The sequence below is a fragment of the Azospirillum sp. SYSU D00513 genome (assembly GCF_017356015.1).
GTDB lineage: Bacteria > Pseudomonadota > Alphaproteobacteria > Azospirillales > Azospirillaceae > Azospirillum.
The window spans coordinates 1-25,759 of sequence record NZ_JAFIQV010000070.1 but is presented as its reverse complement, the minus strand read 5'-3'; the positions used below and the strand labels follow the sequence as shown (position 1 = coordinate 25,759).

The 25,759-nt window shown below is 69.3% G+C and carries 24 protein-coding genes; 9 read left to right on the top strand and 15 right to left on the bottom strand.

What is annotated here, in order from left to right; translation table 11 throughout:
- Positions 1–151: 151 nt before the first annotated feature.
- From JUB11_RS30505 to JUB11_RS30475, 7 genes are all read right to left on the bottom strand, one after another.
- Entirely contained in the window at positions 152–826 is a 675-nt protein-coding gene (locus tag JUB11_RS30505; RefSeq protein WP_207462576.1) for a DUF1194 domain-containing protein, read from the bottom strand.
- 315 nt (positions 827–1,141) lie between these two features.
- A complete protein-coding gene (locus tag JUB11_RS30500) occupies positions 1,142–2,287 on the bottom strand; it encodes an FAD-dependent monooxygenase (RefSeq protein WP_207462575.1) in 1,146 nt (381 codons plus the stop codon).
- Positions 2,284–3,030 carry a methyltransferase domain-containing protein gene (locus JUB11_RS30495; RefSeq protein WP_207462574.1) on the bottom strand — a complete coding sequence of 249 codons (747 nt, stop codon included), beginning with the start codon at positions 3,028–3,030 and terminating at the stop codon, positions 2,284–2,286. Before JUB11_RS30495 ends, JUB11_RS30500 begins: the two co-directional genes overlap by 4 nt.
- The gene (locus JUB11_RS30490; RefSeq protein WP_207462573.1) at positions 3,027–4,115 is read right to left on the bottom strand and encodes a type III polyketide synthase; all 1,089 of its coding nucleotides are present in this window, start codon (positions 4,113–4,115) and stop codon (positions 3,027–3,029) included. Before JUB11_RS30490 ends, JUB11_RS30495 begins: the two co-directional genes overlap by 4 nt.
- Positions 4,116–4,301: 186 nt before the next feature.
- Positions 4,302–4,619 (bottom strand): transcriptional regulator, encoded by a 318-nt coding sequence (locus tag JUB11_RS30485; RefSeq protein ID WP_207462572.1) that lies wholly within the window; start codon positions 4,617–4,619, stop codon positions 4,302–4,304.
- Entirely contained in the window at positions 4,616–4,975 is a 360-nt protein-coding gene (locus JUB11_RS30480; protein ID WP_207462571.1) for a type II toxin-antitoxin system RelE/ParE family toxin, read from the bottom strand. The genes JUB11_RS30485 and JUB11_RS30480 overlap by 4 nt, the downstream gene beginning before the upstream one ends.
- A gap of 55 nt (positions 4,976–5,030) precedes the next feature.
- Positions 5,031–6,371, bottom strand: a complete 1,341-nt coding sequence (locus JUB11_RS30475) for an FAD-binding oxidoreductase (protein WP_247887440.1) — start codon at positions 6,369–6,371, stop codon at positions 5,031–5,033.
- A gap of 427 nt (positions 6,372–6,798) precedes the next feature.
- On the opposite strand from JUB11_RS30475, the gene aguB reads away from it, so the two are divergent.
- The gene (gene aguB, locus JUB11_RS30470; RefSeq protein ID WP_207462570.1) at positions 6,799–7,689 is read left to right on the top strand and encodes an N-carbamoylputrescine amidase; all 891 of its coding nucleotides are present in this window, start codon (positions 6,799–6,801) and stop codon (positions 7,687–7,689) included.
- 187 nt (positions 7,690–7,876) lie between these two features.
- Positions 7,877–8,995 carry an agmatine deiminase gene (aguA, locus tag JUB11_RS30465; protein WP_207462569.1) on the top strand — a complete coding sequence of 373 codons (1,119 nt, stop codon included), beginning with the start codon at positions 7,877–7,879 and terminating at the stop codon, positions 8,993–8,995.
- 5 nt (positions 8,996–9,000) lie between these two features.
- Here the strand turns inward: aguA and JUB11_RS30460 are convergent, their stop codons facing one another.
- A complete protein-coding gene (locus JUB11_RS30460; protein WP_207462568.1) occupies positions 9,001–10,134 on the bottom strand; it encodes a glycosyltransferase family 4 protein in 1,134 nt (377 codons plus the stop codon).
- 219 nt (positions 10,135–10,353) lie between these two features.
- On the opposite strand from JUB11_RS30460, the gene JUB11_RS30455 reads away from it, so the two are divergent.
- From JUB11_RS30455 to JUB11_RS30445, 3 genes are all read left to right on the top strand, one after another.
- Positions 10,354–10,743, top strand: a complete 390-nt coding sequence (locus tag JUB11_RS30455) for a hypothetical protein (RefSeq protein ID WP_207462567.1) — start codon at positions 10,354–10,356, stop codon at positions 10,741–10,743.
- Positions 10,744–11,248: 505 nt separating this feature from the next.
- The gene (locus JUB11_RS30450) at positions 11,249–12,985 is read left to right on the top strand and encodes a GGDEF domain-containing phosphodiesterase (protein ID WP_207462566.1); all 1,737 of its coding nucleotides are present in this window, start codon (positions 11,249–11,251) and stop codon (positions 12,983–12,985) included.
- A gap of 609 nt (positions 12,986–13,594) precedes the next feature.
- A complete protein-coding gene (locus JUB11_RS30445) occupies positions 13,595–15,202 on the top strand; it encodes a GMC family oxidoreductase N-terminal domain-containing protein (protein ID WP_207462565.1) in 1,608 nt (535 codons plus the stop codon).
- 178 nt (positions 15,203–15,380) lie between these two features.
- Here JUB11_RS30445 and JUB11_RS30440 read toward each other — a convergent pair whose 3' ends face one another.
- The 3 genes from JUB11_RS30440 to JUB11_RS30430 all read right to left on the bottom strand — a co-directional run bounded on the left by JUB11_RS30440 (position 15,381) and on the right by JUB11_RS30430 (position 17,581).
- Entirely contained in the window at positions 15,381–16,613 is a 1,233-nt protein-coding gene (locus JUB11_RS30440) for a D-alanyl-D-alanine carboxypeptidase (RefSeq protein WP_207462564.1), read from the bottom strand.
- 105 nt (positions 16,614–16,718) lie between these two features.
- A complete protein-coding gene (locus JUB11_RS30435) occupies positions 16,719–17,288 on the bottom strand; it encodes a metallophosphoesterase (RefSeq protein WP_207462563.1) in 570 nt (189 codons plus the stop codon).
- A gap of 53 nt (positions 17,289–17,341) precedes the next feature.
- Complete coding sequence (locus JUB11_RS30430) at positions 17,342–17,581, bottom strand: DUF4170 domain-containing protein (protein WP_207462562.1); 240 nt, start codon at positions 17,579–17,581, stop codon at positions 17,342–17,344.
- Positions 17,582–17,877: 296 nt separating this feature from the next.
- Here JUB11_RS30430 and JUB11_RS30425 point away from each other — a divergent pair, with 296 nt between their 5' ends.
- Positions 17,878–19,083: a pyridoxal phosphate-dependent aminotransferase gene (locus JUB11_RS30425; RefSeq protein ID WP_207462561.1), complete on the top strand. Its 1,206-nt coding sequence runs from the start codon at positions 17,878–17,880 to the stop codon at positions 19,081–19,083.
- Between the two features lie 296 nt (positions 19,084–19,379).
- Complete coding sequence (locus JUB11_RS30420; RefSeq protein ID WP_207462560.1) at positions 19,380–19,847, top strand: Dps family protein; 468 nt, start codon at positions 19,380–19,382, stop codon at positions 19,845–19,847.
- Positions 19,848–19,951: 104 nt separating this feature from the next.
- On the opposite strand, the gene JUB11_RS30415 is transcribed toward JUB11_RS30420, so the two are convergent.
- From JUB11_RS30415 to JUB11_RS30405, 3 genes are all read right to left on the bottom strand, one after another.
- On the bottom strand, positions 19,952–20,980 hold the full coding sequence (locus JUB11_RS30415) for an aldo/keto reductase (protein WP_207462559.1): 1,029 nt from the start codon (positions 20,978–20,980) through the stop codon (positions 19,952–19,954).
- A gap of 186 nt (positions 20,981–21,166) precedes the next feature.
- Positions 21,167–21,964, bottom strand: a complete 798-nt coding sequence (locus JUB11_RS30410) for an Abi family protein (RefSeq protein WP_207462558.1) — start codon at positions 21,962–21,964, stop codon at positions 21,167–21,169.
- A 243-nt stretch (positions 21,965–22,207) separates the two neighbouring features.
- Positions 22,208–22,756 carry an Lrp/AsnC family transcriptional regulator gene (locus tag JUB11_RS30405; RefSeq protein ID WP_207462557.1) on the bottom strand — a complete coding sequence of 183 codons (549 nt, stop codon included), beginning with the start codon at positions 22,754–22,756 and terminating at the stop codon, positions 22,208–22,210.
- Between the two features lie 174 nt (positions 22,757–22,930).
- Here JUB11_RS30405 and JUB11_RS30400 point away from each other — a divergent pair, with 174 nt between their 5' ends.
- Positions 22,931–23,932: a mitochondrial fission ELM1 family protein gene (locus JUB11_RS30400; RefSeq protein ID WP_207462556.1), complete on the top strand. Its 1,002-nt coding sequence runs from the start codon at positions 22,931–22,933 to the stop codon at positions 23,930–23,932.
- A 193-nt stretch (positions 23,933–24,125) separates the two neighbouring features.
- A complete protein-coding gene (gene trxB, locus JUB11_RS30395; protein WP_207462555.1) occupies positions 24,126–25,130 on the top strand; it encodes a thioredoxin-disulfide reductase in 1,005 nt (334 codons plus the stop codon).
- 264 nt (positions 25,131–25,394) lie between these two features.
- Here the strand turns inward: trxB and JUB11_RS30390 are convergent, their stop codons facing one another.
- Complete coding sequence (locus JUB11_RS30390) at positions 25,395–25,637, bottom strand: helix-turn-helix domain-containing protein (protein ID WP_207462554.1); 243 nt, start codon at positions 25,635–25,637, stop codon at positions 25,395–25,397.
- Between the last annotated feature and the right edge of the window lie 122 nt (positions 25,638–25,759).

The window sequence follows — 25,759 nt, the reverse complement described above, 5'->3', positions numbered from 1 at the left end:
CTCAACTCCTCGAACCGCCCGGTGCGGACCCGCATGCCGGGTGGTGTGGGAGGGGTGCGGTCCACTAGGATCGCCCCCTATCCCGATTCTACTCATGCTACTTGCATCGGGCGGGCATCGGCGCCGAAACCCTCGCCGACGTTCCGTGGTTTCAATCCTCCAGTGCCGCGATGTCATGGACGAACTTGTAGGCCATCAGGTCGGAGGCGTGCCGGGCTCCGGACAGGGTGAGCACGAAGGCGCCCGACCCGCCGATGACATGCTCGCGCAGGTACGCGGCCACGTCCGGCCGCTCCCCGACGGCGACGCCATTGATGGTGATCCGCTGCGCCAGCGCGCGCGCCCTGGGCGTCCCCGGCCCGGCATCGACGTTGTCGATCCCGTTCGTGCAGATGTTGACGACGTTGCGGTCGGACTGGAACGGAGCGGCGGCCAGCAGCGCCGCCGACGCCTCGATCGCGTCGGAGACGTCCGTCAGGCGCTCCGGTCCGGCCGGCGGCGCTTCGGTCTCGTGGTCGCCGCCACCGTCGTGCGTCCGGTCCACGAGCGTGACCGCGCGCATCCGGGCGGCGACCCGCTCCGCGTCGGCCTGCCCGGCAATGATGGTCCAGGGAATGACGACGCGCTGCTGCCCCGGCCCCGCCCAGGTCACGACCGCGAACCCGATCCGCCCCCGCGGCCCCGCCGTCGCCGCCGCGAGGAACGCCGGGTCCGTCAGCGCGACGGCGGTCCCGTGCTGTTGCAGGAATTCCTCATGCCGCCCGATGGAGTCCGAAACGTCCAGCGCCGTCACGATGTTGACGTCGGTTTCCGGGATGTCAGCCACTGCGCGTGCCGGCGCGATGAGAAGGGCTGGGAGCGTGAGGCTCCCGAGCACAAGTCCGAGGATCGCCCGCATCCGTCCCTTCACCACCACCCTCCGCACGCCGTAAGGCAAACGTCATCGAATGGTCATGGAACGGTAATGTGATGTGGCAGGCACGCTTTGCGGAAGGTGTGCCGCCAATGCGCAGAGATGAGGCGAATGGTGGGGCCGGACGGGTGGGCTGGTTGGCAATATCGGCAGTGCCGAGTGGTTCGCTCCCGTGTGGCCCATCGCTGTTGTGTTGCCGGAAGACAGGCTCGGCGCTCCCCGCCCCCCTCACTCCCCCAGCCGCGTCCGGCTCGCCGCCCAGGACAGCAGGCCCGGCGCGCGGGCAGCGGCGGCCATGGCGAGCGCCTGGAGCGAGGGGCGTTCCAGGGCGCGGGACGCCCAGGCGGCGGTGCGGACGCCGGGGCCGAACTGGCGGGCGGCCCGGCGGTGGTAGCGGCCGGCCTGGGGACCGTCGGCGAGGTAAGCGTCGGCGGCGAGGCGGGCGGAGCGGAGCGCCATGGCGATGCCATCGCCGGCGAAGGAGGGGATGACGGCCATCTGGTCGCCCAGCCGGAAGACCGGCCCGTCCTCCGGCCCGGCGACATGGCCGTAGGGCACCTTGTAGATGGCGAGCGGGCGGCGCCAGAGCGGCCGGGCCTCGGCCAGACGGCCCTGCCAGGGGGGCGAGGCGCCGGCCATGTGGGCGAGCAGCGCCGTCCAGTCGGCGCCGAGATCCCGGTAGCGGTCGCGGGAGACCAGCAGGCAGAGGTTTGCGCGCTTCGTGCCCACGGGCTGGAGGCCGGCATAGCCGCCGTCGAACAGCAGCAGCTCCACCACCCCGTCCAGCCCGCGCGCGGCGTCGGGCGCGAGGTCGAGGTGCATCTTCAGCCCGATCAGCCCCTCCTGGATGCCGGGACCGCGCGGGTGGCCGCGCAGGTCGTGCTTGCCGGTGGCGAGGAACAGCGCCTCCGCCTCCAGCACCGTCCCGTCCGACAGCGGCACGCGAACGCCCTCGGGCAGCCGCTCCATTCCCTGCGCGGAGACGCCCCGGATGAGGCGGACGCCGCGCGCGCGGGCGGCATCCAGCAGCCGTTCGTCCAACTCGTGGCGCGACAGGCTGGAGGCGGGGAAGGGCAGGGGCGATTCCACCGAATCCGCACCCCGCACCAGCCGCACCCGCTCCACCGGCGGGGCGCCGAAGCCGCCGGAGCCCTGCCGCGCCCCGGGATCGAGACCGAGTTCGGCGAGCAGCCGCCCGGCCTCCACGCTGACGAACTCGCCGCAGACCTTGTGGTGCGGGCCGGCGGTGCGCTCCACCAGGATGACCTTTACCCCGGCCTCGGCCAGCCAGGCCGCCGCCGCGCTGCCGGCCGGGCCGCCGCCGATCACGAGGACATCAGTGGTGAGGCCGGCGGTATCACCAAGCCGGCTCATCGCATCGCCCCCACCCCATAGCGGAAGGGGAAGAACCATTCGACCCGGACGCGCTCCGGGTCCAGCCCGCCCCGCGCGATCAGCCCTTCCCAGTCCTGCCGTGTGAAGGCGCGGGCGACCGACAGGGGCGCGTCGTGCCGCACCATGCGGTTGACCGGCAGCAGCCCGGCGGCGGCCCGCACCACACCATAGGGCAGGGCGTGGCGGTGCAGGTCGTTGACGAACCAGCCAGCCCGCGCCCGCCCGTCCATCCAGCGCAGGAACCGGACCAGCTCACGATCGGGCAGATGGTGCGCGAAGAGGGAGCTGATCACCACGTCCACCGGCTCCCCGTCCGGCCAGTCGAACACGTCGCCGACATGGTAGCGGATCGGCAGGCCGGGCGGGGTGGCGGCCTCCGCCGCGCGCGCCGACCAGGGGTTCAGGTCCACCCCGGCCAGCCGCACCGCCACCCCCCGGCGCCGAGCCCAGGCCGCGATCCGCCGCAGCATGTCGCCATGCCCGTAGCCGACGTCCAGAATCGACAGCGGTGCCTCCGTCCCGCGCCGCCTCACCAGCCGGTCGAGCCAGGCGAAGGTCGGGCGGTAGGCGAAGGTGCAGATGTTGATGCGCTCCAGGTGCCGCAGGCATTCCTGGAACTCCTCGAAGGGCACCGTCTCCGTGTCCATCAGCTCGGCGGCGGTGCTGCGGCGGGACAGGTCCGGCCGGCCGGCGGCTTCGGCGCCGATCCCCGGTCCGGTCACGCCCGGCGCTCCGCCCTGTTTTCTCCCGCCGTGCGGAAGACCATCGTCTCCGCCGTCAGGCCGGGGCCGAAGGCCATGGCGACGCCGTTGCGGCCGGGCGGGGAGCCTTCGGCCAGCGCCTTCAGCACGAACATCACCGTCGCCGACGACATGTTGCCGTAGCGGCGCAGCACCTCGCGCGAGGCGCCCAGCGCATCGGATGGAAGGGACAGGGACAGCTCCACCGCGTCCAGCACCGAACGCCCGCCGGGATGCACCGCCCACAGGGAAAAATCCTCGATGCCGAAGCGGTCCCGCAGCCCCGTCATCACCTCCGGCAGGCCGCGCGCGACGGTGGCCGGCACCGCGCCGGACAGGTGCATGTCGAACCCCTGGCCGCGGATGTGCCAGGTGATCTGATCCTCGCTGTCGGGAATGACCGTGGCGTCGAAGCCCAGCATCTCCACCCCCTCGGGCTCGGCACTGATCAGGCAGGCGGCGCAGCCGTCGGCGAAAATCATGAAGGACAGAAGCGATTCCAGGTCGCCCGTCTCCTGCATGTGCAGGGTGCACAGCTCGATGTTGACCATCAGCACCTTGGCCGATGGCTCCGACCGGACGATGTGGTGGGCGAGCTTCAGCCCGTTGATGGCGGCGTAGCAGCCCATGAAGCCCACCACCGTGCGCTCCACCCCCCGGTCCAGCCCCAGCCGCTTGACGATCTCCAGGTCGATGCCCGGCGCGTGCAGCCCGGTGCAGGTGGTGACGATGACGTGGGTCGGCCGTTCCGCCTCGGTGAGCTTCAGCGCCTCCACCCCCGCCACCGCCAGGTCCGGGGCGTGGCGCTCGTACAGCGCCATGCGGGCGGCGGTGGAGGGGAAGGCGTCCCGCTCGAACAGGCCGGCGCGGTCCAGCCGTTCCGGGTCGGGGTCCGGCTCGATCACCGAATAGCGGTGCTCGATGCCCGCGCGCTGCGCCATGCGGCCGAGCATGTGGCGCCGGCGCTCGTCGTGCAGCAGGCTCGGCGCGTATTGCAGGAACTTGTCGTGGACGTCGTGCGGCGGCACCGCCGTGGCGATCCGGTTGATGTAGGCGGGGGTGGCCATCCAATGCTCCGCGTCGGGCGCGCTTCCGGGCGCACAGGGCCATGCAACGCGCCCGTGCGCGGAATGTTCACCCGGGCGGCCTGCCCCGCCGTTCACGAAATGCGGAGCCTGCTCCGCCCCGCCAAGCGTCGAGCCTTCCTGGATCGCGAACCTGAAAAAAACGGCTTGTTCGGATGAACCGCCCGGTTAGCCGGGAGCGATGGTAAAGCCGCCGATCCCTTCACGCTTGATGGCATAGGCCATGAGCGGAGCGAGCGTGTCCACCTGAGGGTTGCCCTTGGGGCCGAGGGAGCGCATCAGGCCCTTGGGCGATTTTCCGATCGCATCGGCGACCGTCTCGAAGCCATCCGTGGCGTTGATGTAGTCGCGGAGCAGGGTCTTCATCGTAAGGATGTCGCCTTCCACGAAGCTGTTGAGAGCCTCGGAGATCAGCGCCTTGCGGAAAGCGGGATCCTTGTCGGCACGAACCTTCACGGTGTCCTTGAACGCGCGGGTCAGGCTCATGTCTTCTTCCTCCGGGGAGTAGGCGTTCGGCTCTCGCCGGCCTTTTTCCGCCTCTTGTAGTCGTCCCAGTACAGCTTTGCCTGGGCGATGTCGCTGTCCTGGTTACTCTTGTCGCCTCCGGTGAGGAGGATCACGAGCTTCGCGCCATCCTGCCCGAAGTAGACGCGGTAGCCGGGTCCCCAGTGAATCCGGAACTCGGACACGCCCTCGCCGACAGGTTTCACGTCGCCGATTCCGTTCTGCAGCTTGGCCGTGGCTGCAACCACCTTGGCGGCAATGCCGGCATCAAGGTCACCGAACCAGCGACCAAAGGGGCTTTGGCCGTCTGCTCTGGTGTACTCCTCAATGACTTTCATATAGTATCCTATGCGCTACCAGTCAACCGGCGCCCCCGCGCGCCCCGGCCCTCCCTCAGACGCCCAGCCGGTCGCGCAGCGAATAGTACCAGGCGCCCAGCACGGTCAGCGGCACGCGCAGGGTCCGGCCGCCTGGGAAGGGCAGGCAGGGCAGGGCGGCGAAGGCGTCGAAGCGGCTCGCCTGGCCGGCCACCGCCTCGGCCAGCAGACGGCCCAGCAGGTGGGTGGTCGTCACGCCGTGGCCGCTGTCCCCGTGCGAGAAATAGATGTTGGGCGTCAGCCGCCCGACATGCGGCACGCGGGTCAGCGTCAGGGCGAAGTTGCCGCTCCAGGCGAAGTCGATGCGCACATCCTTCAGCTCGGGGAAGGTCTTCAGCATGGCGGGCCGGATCTTGCCGGTGATGCTGGCCGGATCCTGGCCGCCATAGACGACGCCCCCGCCATAGAGCAGCCGGTTGTCGGCCGTGCGCCGGAAATAATCGAGGATGTAGTTGCAGTCCTCGACGCAGAGGTTGGTCGGCAGCAGCCGGTCCAGCAGCTCGCCCGGAAGTGGTTCAGTCGTGATGATCTGGCTGGAGACCGGCATGATGTCGCGGGTGATCTCCGGCACCGCGTCGCCGAGATAGGCGTTGCCGCAGACCAGCACGAAGTCCGCCGTCACAGCACCGCGTGCGGTGACCACGCGGGGCTTGGCCCCTTGCTCCACCCGCAGGACGGGGCTGTCCTCGTGGATGGTGCCGCCATTGGCTTCCAGGGCCGCCGCCTGCCCCAGCACGAGGTTCAACGGGTGGATGTGGCCGCCGCGCCGGTCGATCATGCCGCCGATGTAGCGGCGCGTGTCCACGACGCGGGGCAGGGCCGCCCGGTCCACCATCTCCAGCCCGTGGTGGCCGTGCTCCTCCCAGCTCCGCTTGTGGTGTTCCAGCTCGCGCATCTGCTTGGGCGTGAAGGCGGCGAAGAAGCCGCCCTCCACGAGGTCGCAGTCGATGCCGTAGCGTGCCACCCGCTCGCGGATGATGTCGCCGCCCTCCAGCGCCATGGAGCCCAGCGCGCTGGCCGCGTCGGCGCCATAGCGGCGGCGGATGGTCTCGAGGTCGCGGCTGTAGCCGTTGACGATCTGCCCGCCGTTGCGGCCCGAAGCGCCCCAGCCGACCCTCTTCCCCTCCAGCACGATCACCGACAGGCCACGCTCGGCCAGATGCAACGCCGCGGAGATGCCGGTGAAGCCGGCGCCGATCACGCAGACCTGCGCCGTGGCATCCCCCTCCAGCGCCGGGCGCGGCGGCACGGGGGCGGCGGTCGCGGCGTAATAGGTCGGCGCGTGCCCCGTCGGACGGGCCATCGCGGGGGCGCCGGAAAGGGTGGTGGCGGCGACGGGGGCGGTGAGGCTGGCCATGATCGTCATTCCTCGGTATGGGGATCGGCTCCGTCTTCCCGCGATGCCCTCGCGCGGCGCCGACCCCACGGATATCGCACAAACGTGATCACATTTTCAAGGCTCCTCCGCAAGGGGGCGAAGGGGGAGGGCCGTCCCGAACCGGGCTGCGGGGGTGCTGCCGGACCTCCTGGCGCGAGCGCCCGGTGGCCGGGGCGGGCCATGCGCCAGGGGAAAGGCGCACCCTCGATTTTCCGGGGCCAAGGGGTCTTTATCGGGACCCCGAAATACCCTATCTCTGCGCAGTCATGCGGAAGCGGCGCCGACGATGGCTCCTGTCCATCACGCGACCGTCACAAAGTGATCATATTCGACGCCCCCGCTGTCCCGGACAAAAGGTCCGGCGGCGGGGTTTTCGCTCAACGACGGGACTTGAGGGATCGAGCTTATGCGCAACGTCACCGTGGCCGCGACGCAGATGGCCTGCGACTGGGACCGGGCCGGCAACATCGCCCGCGCCGAGCGCCTCGTGCGCCAGGCCAAGGAGAAGGGCGCGGACATCGTCCTGATCCAGGAGCTGTTCGAGGCGCCGTACTTCTGCCAGGACCAGATGCACTGCCACTTCGACCTCGCCGCCCCGTTCGAGAACAACCCGCTGATCGAGCGCTTCGCCGCCCTCGCCCGCGAGCTGGAGGTCGTGCTGCCGCTCTCCTACTTCGAGCGGGCGGGCCAGTCCTACTACAACAGCCTCGCGGTGATCGACGCGGACGGGACGGTGCTCGGCAACTACCGCAAAAGCCACATCCCCGACGGTCCCGGCTACACCGAGAAGTTTTACTTCACCCCCGGCGACACCGGCTTCAAGGTCTGGCAGACGCGCTTCGCCCGCATCGGCGTCGGCATCTGCTGGGACCAGTGGTTCCCGGAATGCGCCCGCTCCATGGCGCTGATGGGGGCGGAGATCCTCTTCTACCCGACCGCCATCGGGTCGGAGCCGCACGACAACACGCTGGATTCCAGCGGCCACTGGCAGCGCGTGATGCAGGGCCATGCCGGCGCCAACGTCATGCCGCTGGTCGCCTCCAACCGCGTCGGCACGGAGAAGGGCGAGAAGGGGACGGAGATCACCTTCTACGGCTCCTCCTTCATCGCCGACCCGACCGGGGCCAAGGTGGCCGAGGCCGACCGCGCCGCTGAGACGGTGCTGACCGCGACCTTCGACCTCGACGCGCTGGCCCACATGCGCCGGTCCTGGGGCGTCTTCCGCGACCGCCGGCCGGAGCTGTACGGCAGCCTGTTGACGATGGACGGTGTCAACCGGCACAAGTCCGCCCTCTAGCCGGAGTCATCGGCCCGTGTCATCGGCCCGTGTCATCGGCCCGTGTCATCGGCAAGGGCCGATGGAGGCCGCGACCGCGGCCCGCGCACACGTGTGCGCGAAGCCAAGCGGCCGGACGGCCGCGCCGGCGACTGAGGGGTCTTGGACGTGAAGCGTCCAAGACCATTGACGAAAAAGGATCCTTAAAATGGCCGAGACGCTTGCCTCCCTTCCCGCCGCCGACGGCTTCCGCATGCCGGCGGAGTGGGAGCCGCACGCGGGCTGCTGGATGATCTGGCCGGAGCGGACGGACAACTGGCGGCTCGGCGCCAAGCCGGCGCAGGCCGCCTTCGCCGCCGTCGCCGAGGCCATCGCCACGGCCGAGCCGGTGACCATGCTGGTCTCGGCCGGCCAGTGGGCGAACGCCCGCGCCCAGCTCTCCCCCGCCATCCGCGTGGTGGAGGCCGCGACCAACGACGCCTGGTGCCGCGACACCGGCCCGACCTTCGTGACGGACGGGAGGGGACGGCTGCGCGGCATCGACTGGGGCTTCAACGCCTGGGGCGGGCTGGACGGCGGGCTCTATTTCCCCTGGGACCAGGACGACCGGCTGGCCGCGAAGATCCTGGAGGTGGAGCGCGCGCCGCGCTACCGCGCGCCCTTCGTGCTGGAGGGCGGCTCCATCCATGTGGACGGGGAGGGCACCATCCTCACCACCGAGGAATGCCTGCTGAACCGCAACCGCAACCCGCATCTCTCCAGGGCGGAGATCGAGGCGCATCTCAAGGAGTGGCTCGGCGGCGACACGGTGATCTGGCTGGGGGCCGGCGTGCCTTTCGATGAGACGGACGGCCATGTCGACAACCTCGCCTGCTTCGTGCGGCCGGGGCTGGTGGCGCTGACCTGGTGCGACGATCCCGCCGACCCGCAATATCCCGTCTGCCGCGACGCGCTGGAGCGGCTGTCGGCGGCGCGCGACTCGCGCGGCCGCGCCATCGAGGTGGTGAAGCTGCCGATGCCCGGCCCGCTCTTCATGACGGAGGAGGAGGCGGCCGGCGTGGACGCCCCCACCAACGGCGGCGCCGTGCAGCAGATGGAACGCCGGACCGGCGCCCGGCTCGCCGGCTCCTACGTCAACTTCTACGTCGGCAACGGCATCGTCGTGATGCCCCTGCTCGACCCGGCGACGGACGAGGCGGCGCGCGCGGTGCTGGCCAGGCTGTTCCCGGACCGCCGCGTCGTCGGCGTGCCCGCGCGCGAGATCCTGCTGGGCGGCGGCAACATCCATTGCATCACCCAGCAGCAGCCGGCGGGCACGCTGGGCTGAAGCGCCTACAGCAGCTCCCGGTACACGGCCAGCGTCGCCGCGCACAGGGCGGCGGTGGTGTAGCCCCGGCGGATCACGTCGGCGGCGGCGCGCTCGCCGAGTGCGGCGCGCTCCTCCGGCGGCAGCGCCAGCGCGGCGTCGAGTGCCTTGGCAAGGGCGTCCGCGTCTCGAGGCGGCACGCGCCAGCCGGTCTCCCCCTGGCGGATGGTCTCCACCGCCGCGCCGTGGTCCGGCCCGATGACCGGGCGGTGCATGGCCTGCGCCTCGATGACGACGCGGCCGAAGGGTTCCGGCTTGGTCGAGGCGCTGACCACCACGTCGGCCAGCATCAGCGCCGCCGGCATGTCGGCGCAGTCGCCGGCCATCATCAGCCGGTCCGCGATGCCAAGGGCCGCCGCCCGGTCCGCCAGGGCGCGCGCGTACTCCTCCCGTCCGGCGCTGCCGCCGACCAGGACGAGGAGCGCGTCGCGGTTGCCCATGCGTCCGAAGGCCTCGACCAGCAGGTCCTGGCCCTTCCAGGGGGTAACCCGCCCCGGCAGCATCACGACGGGGCGCCCCTCCGGCAGGTTCCAGTCCCGCCGCAGCCGCTCCACCCGCTCGGGCGCCACCCGCGCCGGGTCAAAGACGTCCGTGTCCACGCTGCGGGGGATCAGGCGCAGCCGCGCCTCTTCCACGCCGTACCCTGTCCGCAGCCGCTCGGCCACGAATTCGCTGATGGCGATCACCCGCTCGCCCCGGCCCATCACCGCGTTGTAGTGGCGCTTGAGGGGAAAATCCTCCGAATAGACGCCGTGCCAGGTGGTTATGAGGCGGGCGTCCGTACGGCGCGCGGCGAGCAGGGCCGACCAGGCCGGCGCGCGGGACCGGGCATGAACGATCCGCACGCCCTCCGCCCGGATGAGATCGGCCAGCCGCGCGGCGTTGCGCAGGATCGTCAGGGGGTTCTTGGAAGCAAGCGGCAGGGTGACGTGCCGCGCGCCCGCGCGCTCCAGCTCGGGCACCAGCCGCCCGCCGGCGCTGGCGACCAGCGCGGTGCCGCCGGCCTCCGTGACGGCGCGCGCCACTTCCAGCGTGCCGCGTTCGACGCCCCCCGTGTTCAGCGCGGGCAGCACCTGCAAAACAATGAGCGGGGCGGCCATGCGCGTCACCGGATCGCTAGAGAGGGACGGACGGCGGGATCGCCGCCCGGCGGGGGCCGGAGACTACAGCGGAAGAGCCGGTCGCGGTAGGGGGGGGCGGTCCTTGCCCATGCCGTCTCCTGCTCAATGGTTTGCGATCCGGTAACCATTTTCTCCTAAGGTGCGCGCGAAGGGCGCGCCGGACTCCGGACGGCGCGCCTCCGCCACAGGAAGACCGACATGACCTCTCTCGAACTCACCTGCGCCATTCTCGCCCGTGCCGTGCTCTGGCTGCAGATCACCGCCGCGGAATCGATGCGCGACGGGAGCGGGGAAGTCGAGGACGCCGAGGATTGGAGCCGCATGCTCCGGGAGGCCGACACGGCCCTGAAGGCCCTGCCGGAGCTGATTGCCGGCGGCCATCCCGACGCCGAGCTGGTGCGTCGCGCGCGCGGGGTGGTCCGGCGCATGGACGTGCTGCCCGCGGTGGCCGGGACGCCGATCGCGACGGTCGTCGCCTGGCCGCGCCCGGCGGGTACGACGGTCGGCGGCTTCGCCGAGGCGCTCGATGCGCTGATCGACTACATGACTCTGGATACAGAAGACATTCCGGCCCGCGTCCTGCACTGACGCGCCGTCCGGCGCCACCCTGGCAGGTATCGAGCCGCGTTCCACCAGAACTGCGCGTGCCGACGCCGGTCCAATGCGTCTTTTTACTTGTCGATACGTGGGCATGCCTTTCCGCCGCCGGGGCCGGTTTCGCACCGGATCCGCGCGCTTTCCGGGGCTTCCGCGCGGGGCTCGGCATGGAAGGTCGCTCTCGCGTTGCAACCTGTGGTATGGCGCGGCCTGGTGTCGCGGCGGGCTTGCGTGCCCGGCGTCCGTTCGGGAAATCCGGCCTGCCATGGCATGCGGGGCCGGACCAGTACAAGGCTGGCGGGGCGGACGAACTGTTGCGGATGGGCAACCGTGGCGTGCCGAATGTCGCGGCGCGGCGGAAAGCCGAATGCTTCGGCCAAATGTCCATGCGAATCCTCCGCCATCCGGGTTAGCTTTGTTTTGACGCACCGGCGAGCTTTCGCGTAGGTGTTGCCGACACGCCCTTTTCCGAGCCGTTCCACTGTTCCAGATCACGATGCCCGACCCTCACCTCGACGCTCTGGTGGCCGCCCTCTCGAACGCCGGTTCGGGCGAGACGCCGCTGGACACGTTGCGTCAGATCCTGGACGCGATGCCGGTGCTGGTCTGCCTGATGGACCGCGACCGCCGGCACATCTACGGGAACCGCCCTTACCTGGACTTCACCGGCATTCCGCTGGAGGCGCTGGTCGGGAAGACCATCGGCGACCTCATGGGCGAGGAAACCTTCCGCTCGATGCAGGGCCAGGCCGAACGCGCGCTGCGGGGGGAACCGGTGCAGTCGGAGGGCTGGATGCCGGGCCGTAACGGCCTTCGCTACATGGTCCGGATGCACGCGCCCCATCACGGTCCCGACGGCGCCGTCGCCGGCTATTTCGTCCTGCTGCAGGACATGACCGAGCGGCGGGAGATCCAGGACGACCTCTTCCGGCTCGCCTATTACGACCCGGTGACCGGTCTGGCGAACCGCCTGCTGCTGCTGAAGCACATGTCCGACTACCACACGATGGGTGAACCCTTCACGCTCGTCATCGTGGACGCGGACCGCTTCGGCGACATCCGCACCAGCATGGGCCAGGGCTTCGCCAACGAGCTGCTGAGCGACCTCGCCCAGCGGCTCCAGCAGAGCGGCTCCTTCGACCTGCTGGCCCGCGTCAGCGATCATGCCTTCGCGCTGCTGATCGCCGGGGAGTGCGACCCGGTGGCCATCGAGCGCCGGATCGAGACCATCGCCGGCATCGTCCGCTCCGCGCGCACGGGCTCGGGTGCCGCCGTGTTCCTGTCCGCCAGCATCGGCGTGGCCCCGTCCGGCGCCGACCACGCGCGGTCGGAGGACGTGCTGCGCGACGCCGAGATCGCCGCCGGCCGCGCCCGCGCGCAGGGCGGCGCTCAGCACGCCTGGTTCGATCCTGACATGCACACCCGCGTGGTGGAGCAGGTCCGGCTGGAATACGACCTGCGCCGCGCGTTGGAGCGCGGGCAGGAGCTGTGGGTCGCTTATCAGCCCGTCGTGGAGCTGGTGACCGGGGGCCTCGCCGGCTTCGAGGCGCTGGTCCGCTGGAACCACCCGGAGCGCGGCAACATCCCGCCCGGCGTCTTCATCCCCATCGCGGAGAGCACCGGCCTGATCGTGTCGCTCGGCAAATGGGTGCTGGCCGAGGCCTGCCGCCAGGTCGCGGAGTGGCAGGGCAAGCGCGAGCCCGGCTCCTCGCCGCTGTTCATGAGCGTCAACCTCTCCACCCGGCAGCTGATCGAGCCGGACTTCGTCGAGGTGGTGCGCGAGGTGCTCCAGGACAGCGGGGTCGAGCCCGGCTGGATCAAGCTGGAGATCACGGAAAGTGCCGTGATGGAGAAGGCGGAGCAGTCGATCCAGCTCCTGCGCCAGCTTCGGGAGCTGGGCATAAAGCTGTCCATCGACGATTTCGGCACCGGCTATTCCAGCCTCAGCTACCTGCACAAGCTGCCGATCGACAGCCTGAAGATCGACCAGTCCTTCGTCTCGGCCATGCACCAGTCGGAGGAGAACCGCGCCATCGTCCGGATCATCCTCGACCTGGCGCGGCTTCTCGGCTTCGACGTCATCGCCGAGGGCATCGAGACCAGCGCGGACGCCAACCTGCTGCGCGCGCTCGCCTGCGATTACGGGCAGGGCTACCATTTCGCGCGGCCGGTGCCGCCGGCCGAGGCCGAGGGCTTCGTGCGCGGCGTGCTGCCCTGGCGCGACGGGCGCTGACCCGGCGCCGGGCTGCTCGCGTCAGGTTGGGCGCGGCCGGGGCGCTCCCGGTCCGTCCGGCCGCGCTCGCGCTTACTTGCCCCTCTCCAGGAACAATTCCTCCATTCGGGCCGTTGTTGGCTGAGCGTGAACATGGTGGCAAAGGTTGCCCCGTGGGACGGCGCAAGTCTTCCAACCCGAGGAGCGCGGTATGAACATCTTTTACATCATCGGCGTCATTGTTGTCGTCCTGGCGATCCTGTCCTTCCTGGGATTGCGCTGACCGCGGTCCAGTCGAGATACGGTCTGCGGACCCGGCCGGTCTTTTCCGCCGAAGCTCTTCGCTTTGCTTTGGATGGAGCCGGCCGGGGCCGCGGACGTCGTGGAATGATGCGGCAAGAGAGGACGAGGACATGGGCATCTTCAAGTTCTTCGGCGGCCTCGTCGGCGTGATCTTCCTGATCGGCCTTCTGGTCGTCTTCGGCCTGCTCGCCCTGATATTCTGAGGGTGTTTTTGTGACGGGCCCGTCCGGCCCGGGGCAGGCTCTCCCGCCTATCCGAAATCGGCGGTCCGTCCCGTTTCGCGCGGCGTGCTAAGCTCCCGCCCGAAGGTGGGAGGAAACGCCGAAAATGACGGACAACGTCTTCGATTTCATCGTCGCCGGGGCGGGATCGGCGGGCTGCGTGCTGGCCAACCGCCTCTCGGCCGACGGCCGCTACCGCGTCGCCGTGGTCGAGGCGGGCAGCCGCGACAACTGGATCTGGTTCCACATCCCCGTCGGCTATCTCTTCGCGATCGGCAACCCGCGCGCGGACTGGATGTTCAGCACCGAAGCCGAACTTGGGCTGAACGGGCGCGTCCTGGCCTACCCGCGCGGCCGGGTGATCGGCGGCAGCTCAGCCATCAACGCCATGATCTACATGCGCGGCCAGCGCGGCGACTATGACGGCTGGCGCGACATGGGCCTTCCCGGCTGGGGCTGGGACGACGTGCTGCCGGTCTTCAAGAAGCACGAGGACCATTACCTCGGCGCCAGCGAGTTCCACGGCGCCGGAGGCGAATGGCGCGTCGACCGGCCGAGGACCCGCTGGGAGATCCTCGATTCCTTCATCGAGGCGGCCGCACAGTCCGGCATCCCGCGCACCGACGACTTCAACCGGGGCGACAACGAGGGCTGCGGCTATTTCCAGGTCAACCAGAAGAACGGCCGGCGCTGGAGCGCCGCGCGGGGCTTCCTCCGGCCCGCCCTGAAACGGCCGAACGTCACGCTGATCACCGGCGCCACCATCGACCGCGTCACCTTCGAGGGCAAGCGCGCCACCGGCCTCGTCATCCGGGACGAGGGGGGCGAGCGGACGCTCACGGCGCGCCGGGAGGTCATCCTGTCGGCGGGGGCCGTCGGCTCGCCGCTGGTGCTGGAGCGTTCGGGCATCGGCGACGCGGACCGGCTGCGGCGCATCGGCGTCGAGGTGGTGGCGCACCGGCCGGGCGTCGGCGAGAATCTTCAGGACCATCTGCAGATCCGCCCGGTCTTCAAGGTGTCCGGCGTGCCGACCTTGAACACCGAGTACCGCTCCTTGTGGAAGCGCATGCGGATGGGCATCGACTACGCCCTGTTCCGGCGGGGGCCGCTGACCATGGCGCCCTCGCAACTCGGCGCCTTCACCCGTTCCTCGCCCGGTTACGCCACGCCCAACCTGCAGTTCCATGTCCAGCCGCTGTCGCTGGACAAGTTCGGCGAGGACATGCACCCGTTCAACGCCTTCACGGTCAGCGTCTGCAACCTGAGACCGGCCAGCCGGGGATCGGTGCATTGCCGGTCACGGACGCTCGACGACAAGCCGGTGATCGCGCCGAACTACCTGAAGGCGGAGGAGGACCGGCGGGTCGCGGTGGAGGCCATCCGCTGGGCGCGCCGCGTCACCGCCGCCCCGGCGCTCGCCCGCTACAGCCCGGAGGAATACCGGCCCGGCGCCCATCTGGTGGAGGACGCCGAATTGGCGAAGGTGGCCGGCGACATCAGCACGACCATCTTCCATCCGGTCGGCACCGCCCGCATGGGACCGGCCGGCGATCCGCTGGCCGTGACCGACGCCCGCCTTCGGGTTCAGGGGGTGGAGGGTTTGCGCGTCGTTGACGCCTCGGTGATGCCCACCATCACCTCGGGCAACACCAACAGCCCGACGATCATGATCGCCGAAAAAGCCTCGGCGATGATCCTGGAGGATGCCCGTTAGCGGGGCAGGGGTGGGCGGTCACACGGCCGTGCCCGGTACCCCAAGGACAGGAATGAAACCGCCGGCCCGCTAAGAGGGCCGGCGGAGGCTGCGACCGCGGCCCGCGGCCACGTGGCCGCGAAGCCAAGCGGCCGGCCCACTCTGTCCGACCGCCGCGCCCGGCGTCTGAGGAAAAAAATCACTGCGATTGCAGGGTGAAGCAGTCCTGTCGCTTGGCCTTCAGCGCGGTGCAGGCCGACCGCGCCGCGTCCGAGCCGAAGCCGGTGAGGCGCGCCTTGTAGATGGAGCCGGCGCGGACCGCCTCGGGCGTGGCGCCGGCGGCGAGCTTGCCGAGCCTGTCCTGCGACCGCTGCGCGCTGCGCAGCGCCGCCTGGCGGTCCTTGAAGGCGCCGACCTGCACGCTCCAGCCGCCCTTGGCGCTCGCGGCCTTCGGCGCGGGGGGCTTCACGGCCGCCACGGGCTTGGCCGCCGCGGCCTTGACGGCGGGGGCCGACGCCCGGACCGCCAGGGACGCGTCGCCCTCGGCCGTCTCCTCCTCCTCGGCTTCCGCCTCGGCGACGACCGGCTCCGGCGCCTTCAGCGGCGTGTGGCTGTTGAAGCCGATGTCCAGCAGGTCGGCGACGCGCTGGTCGCGCTTGGCGGCCGTCTCGCCGCCCAGCACCACGGCGATCAGCCGCCGGCCGTCCCGCTTGGCCGAACCGGCGAGGTTGAAGCCGGAGGCGTTGATGAAGCCGGTCTTGATCCCGTCATAACCCTCGTAGCGCGCCAGCAGCCGGTTGTGGCCGGTGATCGTCTTGCCGTTCCATTCGAAGGTGCGGCGGCTGAAATAGTCGTAGTAGCCGGCATGCCGGACGATCAGGGCGCGGGACAGGACCGCCATGTCGCGCGCCGTCGTGCGCTGCTCGCGGTTGGGCAGGCCCGAGGCGTTGCGGAAGGTCGTGCTCTTCATGCCCAGGCTGCGCGCCCTGGCGGTCATCGCCGCGGCGAAGGCCTTCTCGCTGCCGCCCAGCGCCTCGGCCAGCACGACGGCGACGTCATTGGCCGATTTGGTCACCAGGGCGAGGATGGCCTGCTCCACCGTGATGGTGCCGCCCGCCGGGACGCCAAGGCGCGAGGGTGCCATGCCCGTGGCGTAGCGCGACACCGGCAGAGGCTGGTGCAGCTTCAGCCGCCCGCCGTCGAGCGCCTCGAAGGTCATCAGCAGCGTCATCATCTTGGTGAGCGACGCCGGGTAGGTGATGGTGTCCGCGTTGCTCGCCCTCAGCACGGCGCCGGTCCGGGCGTCCATGAGGATCTCGGCGGCGACGGGACGCCAGGGCTTGGGCTTCTTCTTGGCGGCGAGGGCAGGGGTGGAGAGCGACAGGCTGAAGGCGAGCAGGAGCGCCGTCAGAGCGCGGGCGAGCATGGGCATCGTCTGGGTCCCGGCGGTTGGCTTGCGCCCATCCTCCCCCGATTTTCTTAAATCTTTATTTACCAACGAAATTTTGTGGATGATTCGCCCGCGACCGCGCGCGGCTCAGCCCGGCGGCTTCCGGGCGGCGTCCGGGACCCGGGACGCTACGTCCGCGCCGCGCGCCGGGGCGGCCTTGCGGCGCCGGGGGCCGGCCAGTTCGGCGAGCGTGACGGGGCGGAAGTTCCAGACATCGACGCCGACGTCGATCTGGCGGGGCAGACCCTTGAGCTGGCCGTGGCTATGGCCGTGCAGGTTCAAGGCGCCCTTGTACATGCCGTTCCAGGTGCGGAAGGCGTAGTGGCAGAGCACCAGCCGCGTTTCCTCCACCAGCAGCTCCGCGTAATGGCCGACGCTGGCCCAGCCGGGCAGGGCCAGCGTCGGCGGGCCGTCGTTGTTGCCGGCGAGCAGGTGCTTGGTGCCGTTCAGCCGGTCGAGCAGGGCGGCCATGGCGTCTGGCTTGGTGCGCAGGGCGAAATCGCCGAGGTGCCAGACCTCGTCCTCCGGCCCGACGGTGGCGTTCCAGTTCGCCACCATCGCCTCGTCCATCTCGGCCACCGACGCGAAGGGGCGGCGGAAGCGGCCGAGCGCGCCGGTGTGTCCGAAATGCGTGTCGCTTGTGAAGAAGACCGCCATGGCGGTCTCAACGGCGGGCCGCGGCCGGTGTTCCGGCGGCCCGCCCTTGCCGGTCAGGGCGCCTTTGTGACGTCCGTCGAAGGATCGAGGAAGCGGTGCAGGTGCACGATGAAATAGCGCTGGTGCGCGTCGTCGATGGTGGCGCCGGTGGCGCCGCGCCATGCCTTGTAGGCCTGCTCGTAGTTCGGGAAGATGCCGATCACGTGAAGCGCGCTCGGATCGGCGAACTCCGTGCTGTCGGGGCGCACGAGCTGGCCGCCGAAGACGAGGTGGAGCAGTTGCTTGTCGGGCATGGGTGTTTCCTTTTTCGAAGGACGGAAACACGGCTATAGGCCCGCCCGGACGGGCCATCAAGCCCGACGAAGGCCCGAGACGGGGATAGGCCGGGTCTGGAGCAGGGTCCGGAGCCGCGCCCAAGCCCATGCCGGGCGCCGCCATCATGCGGGAAAAGCGTCGAAACGCCGCGGGAACGCCGCCGCCTCGGCCTTGCAACCCGCATGGTGCGGCAGTAAGGTCCCGCGTCGTTTTTCGGCGACCCGTACCTCGCACCCTCGCCAATCCCATCTTCGTCATCAGGGGCTGTCCCGTCATGTCGATCCTCGCCTCCCGCCTGTCGCGCATCAAGCCGTCGCCGACCATCGCCGTCACCCAGAAGGCCCGTGAGCTGAAAGCGGCCGGCCGCGACGTGATCGGCCTCGGCGCCGGCGAGCCCGACTTCGACACGCCCGAGAACATCAAGGCGGCCGCCGCGAAGGCCATCGCCTCGGGTGACACGAAGTACACCAACGTGGACGGCACGCCCGCGCTGAAGAAGGCGATCATCGCCAAGTTCCAGCGCGAGAACGGCCTGACCTACACGGCCGAGCAGATCACGGTCGGCACGGGCGGCAAGCAGGTGCTGTACAACGCCCTGATGGCGACGCTGAACCCCGGCGACGAGGTCGTCATCCCGGCTCCCTACTGGGTCAGCTACCCGGACATGGTCGAGCTGGCCGAGGGCACGCCGGTGACGGTGTCCTGCCCGGCCGAGAACGGTTTCAAGCTGCAGCCCGCCGACCTCGAGGCCGCGATCACGCCCAAGACCAAGTGGCTGATCCTGAACTCGCCGTCGAACCCGAGCGGTGCTGCCTACACCCGCGACGAGATGAAGGCGCTCACCGACGTGCTGGTCCGCCACCCGCATGTCTGGATCATGAGCGACGACATGTACGAGCACCTGCTCTATGACGGCCTGAAGTTCGTCACGCCGGCCCAGGTGGAGCCGAAGCTGTTCGACCGCACCCTGACGGTGAACGGCGTTTCCAAGTCCTACGCCATGACCGGCTGGCGCATCGGCTACGCCGGCGGCCCGAAGGAGCTGATCAAGGCGATCGGCGTGATTCAGAGCCAGTCCACCTCCAACCCCTCCTCGGTCAGCCAGGCGGCGGCGGTCGAGGCGCTGAACGGCGACCAGGGCTTCATCAAGGAGCGCTGCGAGGTGTTCCGCCAGCGCCGCGATCTCGTGGTGTCGATGCTGAACCAAGCCACGGGCATCAAGTGCCCGACGCCGGAGGGCGCCTTCTACGTCTATCCGTCCTGCGCCGGCACGATCGGCCGCAAGACCGAATCCGGCAAGGTGATCGAGACCGACGAGGATTTCGTCACCGCCCTGCTGGAGACGGAAGGTGTCGCGGTCGTTCAGGGTTCGGCCTTCGGCCTCGCCCCGCACTTCCGCATCTCCTACGCCACCTCCACCGAGGAGCTGGAGGAAGCCTGCCGCCGCATCCAGCGCTTCTGCGCCAGCCTGCGCGACTGACCGGACAAGGGTCGGGCGCGCCGGGCCTTCCGGCGGCGTTGAGGAAGGGCCGGGGGCATCGCGCTCCCGGCCCTTTCTTTTTGGCGCGCAGGTCCCTCGCGGCGGGATCATCCGCGGGTGTGGGCGTTCTAAACTTTGGTGTGCCTTGAAGAAACGCTGCGGCGGCCAAGCTTCACCGGGCAGCCCTGCGCATCACGCAGTGCAGCAATTTAGAACGCTTCTAAAGAAGGGGGCTGGACGCTGCGCCGCGCCCGCCTTAGCTTGATTCGGACATAAGGACGGAGGAGGTAGCAATCATGCAGATCGACATCGGAATCGCGGAAGCCGACCGCAAGGCCATCGCCGAAGGGCTGAGCAAGGTCCTGGCCGACACCTTCGCGCTCTACATCAAGACGCATTCCTTCCACTGGAACGTCACCGGGCCGATGTTCAACACCCTGCACACCATGTTCATGGAGCAGTACACGGAACTCTGGAACGCGCTGGACGAGATCGCCGAGCGCATTCGCGCGCTCGGCTACCCGGCGCCGGGCAGCTTCACCCAATTCACGAAGCTCGCCTCCATCCAGGAGGAGACCACGGTGCCGAACGCGCAGGAGATGATCCGCCAGCTCGTCGCCGGCAACGAGGCGGTCGCCCGCACCGCCCGCGCCGTCTTCCCGACCGCGAACGACGCCAACGACCAGCCCACGGCCGACCTCCTGACCCAGCGCCTGCAGATCCACGACAAGACCGCCTGGATGCTGCGCAGCATGCTGGAGTAGGATCGGCTCTCCCGCCTGCCCCGTCCGCCGGATGTTTCCGGGGACCGGGGCCGGCGGGGCCGTTCCCCGCCGGATCCGCTCCGGCGTCTTCACTGAAGATAGTCTTACCCCGGCATCACCGGACCGCTGCCGGCGCCGGTGGCGGTGATCGCGTCGGCGATCTCCTTCAGGTCGGCTTGCGTCAACTCCAGCGAGGCGGCGGCGAGCCAGCCGTCCACCTGTTCCGGGCTGCGGGCGCCGACGATGGCTCCGGTGACGCCCGGCCAGGCGAGCGTCCAGGCCACCGCGACCGAGGCCACGCTGACGCCGTGCCGGTCGGCCACGGGGCGCAGCGCGTCGGCGAGCGCCAGGTTCCGGCGCAGCCCGTCGCCGGTGTAGTTGGGCGAGCGCGAACGCCAGTCGTCCTCCGGCAGGGCGGCGGCGCGCTCCGCGGTGAACTTTCCGGTCAGCAGGCCGGACTGCATGGGGCTGTAGACGATCACGCCGGTCCCGTGTGCGTGGCACCAGGGCAGCTCGTCGCTGGCCACGTCGCGGGCGATGGCCGAGAAGGGCGGCTGGAGCGTGTCCACATGGCTGATGGCCTCGGCGACGGCCAGCTGTTCGGCGGAATGGTTGGACAGCCCGACAGCCCGCACCTTTCCTTCCTTCCGGAGTTTCACCAGCGCCTGCCAGTACTCTTCCAGCGGCGTGCCATCGTTGGCCGGCCAGTGCATCTGGTAGAGGTCGATCCGCTCGACCCTCAGCCGGCGCAAGGAATCCTCGACCTCGCGCCGGAGGCTGGCCGGATCGCCGACCCGGCGCGGCGGGGCCGCGCGGTCCGACTCGTCCCAGACCAGCCCGCATTTTGTGAAGACATAGGGCCGCTCGGAGGCCGGGATGTCGAGGAGCGCCTCGGCGACCACCTCCTCGGAATGGCCGAGGCCGTAGACGGCGGCGGTGTCGATCCAGTTGATGCCGCGCCCCACCGCGTGCCGGATCGCGCGCACCGAGTCGGTGTCGTCCTGCGGCCCCCAGCCGAAGCTCCAGTCCGACCCGCCGATGGCCCAGGCGCCGAATCCGACGCGGGTGATCTCCATGTCGGTGGTGCCGAGTTGCCGTGTCGGCAGCCCTGCGGCCGGTGTCGTGCTCGCCATGCGTCGCTCCTGTCTTTGCCGTTGCTGGACCCGCCCGGACCGAGCCGGGAGGGACCGCGTTACGGCAGAGATGGAGTTCGGCGGGGCTTCGTCAATTGAAGCGAGGCGCAGGGCAGGGCGGCGGTACCTGACAACCCTCTTGGCACTCTTCCTCGCTGTATCAGGATCTTCCGTGAACACCGGATATCATGATCGTGGGCGTCCTTCCAAAGTCGCCCTTATGTTGCAATTCTCGTGAATAAACATCCTTGCAGACAATGAGAGCCAGCCTGCGATCTCCAAGCAAGCGTCGTGTACCGCGTGCGGAGCGTGATCATGCACAGGTCGATGGTGAGCCACTCGATCTCTGAAAGACTTCACCAACAGCCCTTTCTGAAGGAGGAGGTCCTCTGCCCAGTCACCGGCATCGACAAGCATTTTCCTGTCGACATGGCCGCGCGTTCCATATGGTCGGAACAATGTGGGCCTGTGTGATGAAACCGGTGTCTTTGACGCAATCCTACGATCCGCCAGCGCTTGCTGGATGACGGCCGTCAGCAATAGGGGAATACGCTCCGCGAGCCGCTTTTTCCTGAAGATCTTGCTGCGTTGACCTTTCGCAAGCAAATGAGTCCAGAAGCCGAAAGGCAGCCGTGCAACGACACGACCTGGAGAAACCGTTTTGTCGGAAGAGTTCTGGATGTCGTTCAGGGCGTTGGCGAGATTCCGCTTATGAGAGTCCGGGCGCTGGCTTAAGAAGCCTGCATCCTCGTACCAAGCGGGACCGATCTCTTCCGTGAGAGCAGCCAGAAGTGCGTTTCGCAGTACCACTTCGACGGTCTGCGTGGCCATATACATGGTTTGGCAAATCTGGCCATTCCACAGGTACAAGCGCAGTGCCAGGGCCTTGTCCCCGTTCGCCAAGGCAAGATAGTGCGAAAGGCGCGGCTCGGAGAATGGCTGAACCAACTGGTCATAGGAAACGCTTGGTTCAACGGAAGTCATCGCAGGCCTGCCAGCGGGCTTGTTTTCCTGAACGGAAGCGGCTACCTAATCATCAGGTAAGGGCTACGGCCGATGCGTTGGGTGCAAGCCTGCAACGTATGCCTCCCTTGCGGTAGATCGCGAAGGGCCGGTACGGGAACGTACCGGCCCTTCTGCATTCGGGGCAGGAGGCTTGCCGCCAAGCCTTGGCGAGCGGACGAGCGACGGGATCGTCATACCGCTCCGCCGCCCGTCAGGCACCCTTCAGCGCCGCGCCACCGTGGCGACCGCGTCCTCGTCGTCCTCGTCATCCTCGAGGCTTTCCGGGATGTCGGGCGAATCGACGTCGATGGGGACGCCGGGCATGTGCTTGGAGTTGCGGATCGACAGGGCCGATTTCACGTGGGACACGTTCGGCGCCGCCGTCAGCTTCGTGGTCAGGAAGCGCTGGTAGTCGTCCCAGTCCTCCGCCACGATCTTCAGGATGAAGTCGTACTCGCCGGCCAGCATGTTGCACTCGCGCACCATGGCCCAGCTGTTGACGAGTTCCTCGAATTTCCTGAGGTCCACCTCGGCCTGGCTGGACAGCCCGACCTGCGCGAACACGGTAACGCCGAACCCCAGCGCGTCGGGGTTGATGTCGGCGTGGTAGCCACGGATGAAGCCCGCCTCCTCGAGGGCCCGAACGCGCCGAAGGCAGGGCGGCGCGGAAATGCCGGCGCGCCGCGCCAGCTCTACGTTCGTCATCCGGCCGTCGTTCTGCAGGTCGCGCAGAATTCGCCGGTCAATTCGGTCGAGTTTGACCCGCCGCATGTTTTACTCGATCGCTCCGGGGGTGATTTGAAGAAATGATATTACACGGCGCGGCCATTTACGCCAAGCACGAAACCCTTGCAAGGTAAGCAAAATTATACCATTCCGGCATCCCAGACCTCTTGACCTCGGAATTCCGGGCTTTTCCACGGCCCGGCGAAGCGGCGGTGTTCCATGACTTCCTTCTCCTGCTGGGTGGTGACGGACGGCAAGGCCGGCATGGAAAACCAGTGCCTCGGGCTGGCCGAGGCGCTGGGGCTGACGCCCGTGGTCAAGCGGGTGCGGCTGCGCGCCCCCTGGCGCCAGCTCTCGCCCTTTCTGCGCGTCGGCAACCGCTTCGCCGCCGGGCCGGCGGGCGATCCCATCGCGCCGCCCTGGCCCGACCTGCTGATCGGCTGCGGCCGGCAGAGCATCGCGCCGTCGCTGGCCGCCCGGAAGGGATCGGGCGGCCGGACCTTCACCGTGCACATCCAGGACCCGCAGATCGACCCGCGCCATTTCGACCTCGTGGTCGTGCCGCGCCACGACCGGCTGCGCGGGCCGAACGTGCTGGTGACGCGCGGCTCGCTGCACCGGGTAACGCCTGCGATGCTGGCCGAGGCCGGCGCGCGCCATGCCAGCCGGTTGGCCCGCCTGCCGCGCCCGCGCGTCGCCGTGCTGATCGGCGGCAGCAGCGGGGCCTACCGGCTGACGCGGGCGATCATGGCGGGGGTCGCGGACCGGCTGGCGGCCTGGGCGCGGGAGCATGGCGCCGGGCTGATGGTGACGCCCTCGCGCCGAACCGGAGCCGAGAACGAGGCCATCCTGCGTGCCAGACTGGAGGGTCCGGCGGCGGAGGGCTTGGCGGTGGAGGTCTGGGACGGCCGGGGCGAGAACCCCTATTTCGCCTATCTGGCCCTCGCCGACCTGATCGTGGTGACCGCCGACAGCGTCAACATGGTCTCGGAGGCCTGCTCCACCGGCAAGCCCGTCTACGTGATCGGGCTGGAAGGCGGCTCGCCGAAGTTCCGGGCGTTCCACGAGGGGCTGGTCCGCGACGGCCACACCCGCCCCTTCGGCGGCGGCCCGGAGGTCTGGACCCCGCCGCCGCTCGACGAGACGCAGGCGGTGGCCGACGAGGTGCGCCGGCGCCTGCTGGAGCGCCGGGCGGCTCCCGGTGGGACCGCCGGGGAATGACCGCCGCGCAACGGTCCCATGCGCCTTTGCGGTGCCGCCCACCGGAAAGCATGGGTTTCCACGTTGCGCCGGCCCTCAAGGGGGCTATAACCGGTCCGTCGGGCCGTCCGGGCGTGACCCGGCGCCGATGACAGCATCCTCGGCCTTGACCATATACGTCTCCTGACGCCCTACAGCGACGAAGCGAATCACCATGGCCACGACCCACCACACCAAGGTCCTCATCATCGGCGCCGGCCCGGCCGGCTACACGGCGGCCATCTACGCCGCGCGCGCGAACCTGGCACCGCTCATGGTCCAGGGCATGCAGCCGGGCGGGCAGCTCATGATCACCACGGACGTGGAGAACTATCCGGGCTTCGCCGAGCCGATCATGGGCCCCTGGCTGATGGAGCAGATGCAGAAGCAGGCGGAGCATGTCGGCACGAAGATGGTCTTCGACCTGATCGTGGACGTGGACTTCAGCCGGCGTCCCTTCGTCTGCAAGGGCGACAGCGGCGATACCTACACCGCCGACAGCGTCATCATCGCGACGGGCGCCCAGGCCCGCTGGCTCGGCCTCTCCAGCGAGGAGATCTACCGCGGCGCCGGCGTGTCGGCCTGCGCCACCTGCGACGGCTTCTTCTTCCGCGGCAAGGAGGTCGCGGTGATCGGCGGCGGCAACTCCGCCGTGGAGGAGGCGCTCTACCTCACCAACCACGCCACCAAGGTGACGGTGATCCACCGGCGCGACAGCTTCCGCGCCGAGAAGATCATGCAGGACCGGCTGTTCCGCCACCCCAAGGTCGAGGTGGTCTGGGACAGCGTGGTGGAGGAGATCGTCGGCGAGGGCGACGGCGGCCTGGGCAGCCCGCGCGGCGTCACCGGCGTGCGCGTCCGGAACAGCAAGTCGGGCGAGGAGCGCATCATCCCCGTGGCCGGCGTCTTCGTCGCCATCGGCCACGAGCCGGCCACGTCCGTCTTCAAGGGCAAGGTGAAGATGGACCAGGACGGCTACATCGTGACCGCCCCCGACAGCACCGCCACCGACATCGCGGGCGTCTTCGCGGCCGGCGACGTGAAGGACAAGATCTACCGCCAGGCGGTCACCGCCGCCGGCATGGGCTGCATGGCCGCCCTGGAAGCCGAACGCTGGCTCGCCCACCACGAACCCGCCGCCGGCGCCCACGGCGACCCGAGCCCGGCTTCGACCTGGTGAGGGGGCAGGGGGACGGAGGGGGCTGCCCTTATATGGAGTGGCTGCAACAGTTAAAAGTGCTGCTCTGTAGTAACTCAATGAAGAAGAACTACTGTGCCGTCATCCCCGCGAAAGCGGGGATCCAGAAGTCCGCATGGCGATCCTTGCGGAGGAGTCCTGGACCCCCGCTTTCGCGGGGGTGACGGTAGGTTTCTGTTTCACCTTTACTTGCTGCCCTGAAACAGGTTTGAGCCTCATCAGCAAGGGCAGGGAACAACCGGCGCCTCACTCAAGGCCATGGGTTCCCATCAGATCCTCGTTATCGTCCGCCAGCGCGTCCAGGGCGCGTTGGCGCTCTTCCTCCCTGGCTTTCAGGGCGAGCACGTCCTCCCGCTTGCAGCGCCGCTGGGTGCCGACAGAGTGGAAGGGAAGGTCCCCCTCATCCATCCGGCGCATGACCAGCGGCCTGGAGATGCCCAGCAGTTCGGAAGCCTCGGTTGGGGAGAGTTCCTTTTTTTCCTCGATCACGGCGATCCTCCCGCCGGGCCATCGGCCGGCCCAAAATCGGGATAGGGGGCGATCCTAGTGGACCGCACCCCTCCCACACCACCCGGCATGCGGGTCCGCACCGGGCGGTTCGAGGAGTTGAG

Bases quoted from the DNA above. Each gene is read 5' to 3' on its own strand.
- JUB11_RS30500 (WP_207462575.1), bottom strand. From the start codon at position 2,287: ATGAGCCGGCTTGGTGATACCGCCGGCCTCACCACTGATGTCCTCGTG.
- JUB11_RS30490 (WP_207462573.1), bottom strand. From the start codon at position 4,115: ATGGCCACCCCCGCCTACATCAACCGGATCGCCACGGCGGTGCCGCCG.
- JUB11_RS30485 (WP_207462572.1), bottom strand. From the start codon at position 4,619: ATGAGCCTGACCCGCGCGTTCAAGGACACCGTGAAGGTTCGTGCCGAC.
- JUB11_RS30480 (WP_207462571.1), bottom strand. From the start codon at position 4,975: ATGAAAGTCATTGAGGAGTACACCAGAGCAGACGGCCAAAGCCCCTTT.
- JUB11_RS30475 (WP_247887440.1), bottom strand. From the start codon at position 6,371: ATGGCCAGCCTCACCGCCCCCGTCGCCGCCACCACCCTTTCCGGCGCC.
- aguB (WP_207462570.1), top strand. From the start codon at position 6,799: ATGCGCAACGTCACCGTGGCCGCGACGCAGATGGCCTGCGACTGGGAC.
- aguA (WP_207462569.1), top strand. From the start codon at position 7,877: ATGGCCGAGACGCTTGCCTCCCTTCCCGCCGCCGACGGCTTCCGCATG.
- JUB11_RS30460 (WP_207462568.1), bottom strand. From the start codon at position 10,134: ATGGCCGCCCCGCTCATTGTTTTGCAGGTGCTGCCCGCGCTGAACACG.
- JUB11_RS30455 (WP_207462567.1), top strand. From the start codon at position 10,354: ATGACCTCTCTCGAACTCACCTGCGCCATTCTCGCCCGTGCCGTGCTC.
- JUB11_RS30450 (WP_207462566.1), top strand. From the start codon at position 11,249: ATGCCCGACCCTCACCTCGACGCTCTGGTGGCCGCCCTCTCGAACGCC.
- JUB11_RS30445 (WP_207462565.1), top strand. From the start codon at position 13,595: ATGACGGACAACGTCTTCGATTTCATCGTCGCCGGGGCGGGATCGGCG.
- JUB11_RS30440 (WP_207462564.1), bottom strand. From the start codon at position 16,613: ATGCCCATGCTCGCCCGCGCTCTGACGGCGCTCCTGCTCGCCTTCAGC.
- JUB11_RS30435 (WP_207462563.1), bottom strand. From the start codon at position 17,288: ATGGCGGTCTTCTTCACAAGCGACACGCATTTCGGACACACCGGCGCG.
- JUB11_RS30430 (WP_207462562.1), bottom strand. From the start codon at position 17,581: ATGCCCGACAAGCAACTGCTCCACCTCGTCTTCGGCGGCCAGCTCGTG.
- JUB11_RS30425 (WP_207462561.1), top strand. From the start codon at position 17,878: ATGTCGATCCTCGCCTCCCGCCTGTCGCGCATCAAGCCGTCGCCGACC.
- JUB11_RS30420 (WP_207462560.1), top strand. From the start codon at position 19,380: ATGCAGATCGACATCGGAATCGCGGAAGCCGACCGCAAGGCCATCGCC.
- JUB11_RS30415 (WP_207462559.1), bottom strand. From the start codon at position 20,980: ATGGCGAGCACGACACCGGCCGCAGGGCTGCCGACACGGCAACTCGGC.
- JUB11_RS30410 (WP_207462558.1), bottom strand. From the start codon at position 21,964: ATGACTTCCGTTGAACCAAGCGTTTCCTATGACCAGTTGGTTCAGCCA.
- JUB11_RS30405 (WP_207462557.1), bottom strand. From the start codon at position 22,756: ATGCGGCGGGTCAAACTCGACCGAATTGACCGGCGAATTCTGCGCGAC.
- JUB11_RS30400 (WP_207462556.1), top strand. From the start codon at position 22,931: ATGACTTCCTTCTCCTGCTGGGTGGTGACGGACGGCAAGGCCGGCATG.
- trxB (WP_207462555.1), top strand. From the start codon at position 24,126: ATGGCCACGACCCACCACACCAAGGTCCTCATCATCGGCGCCGGCCCG.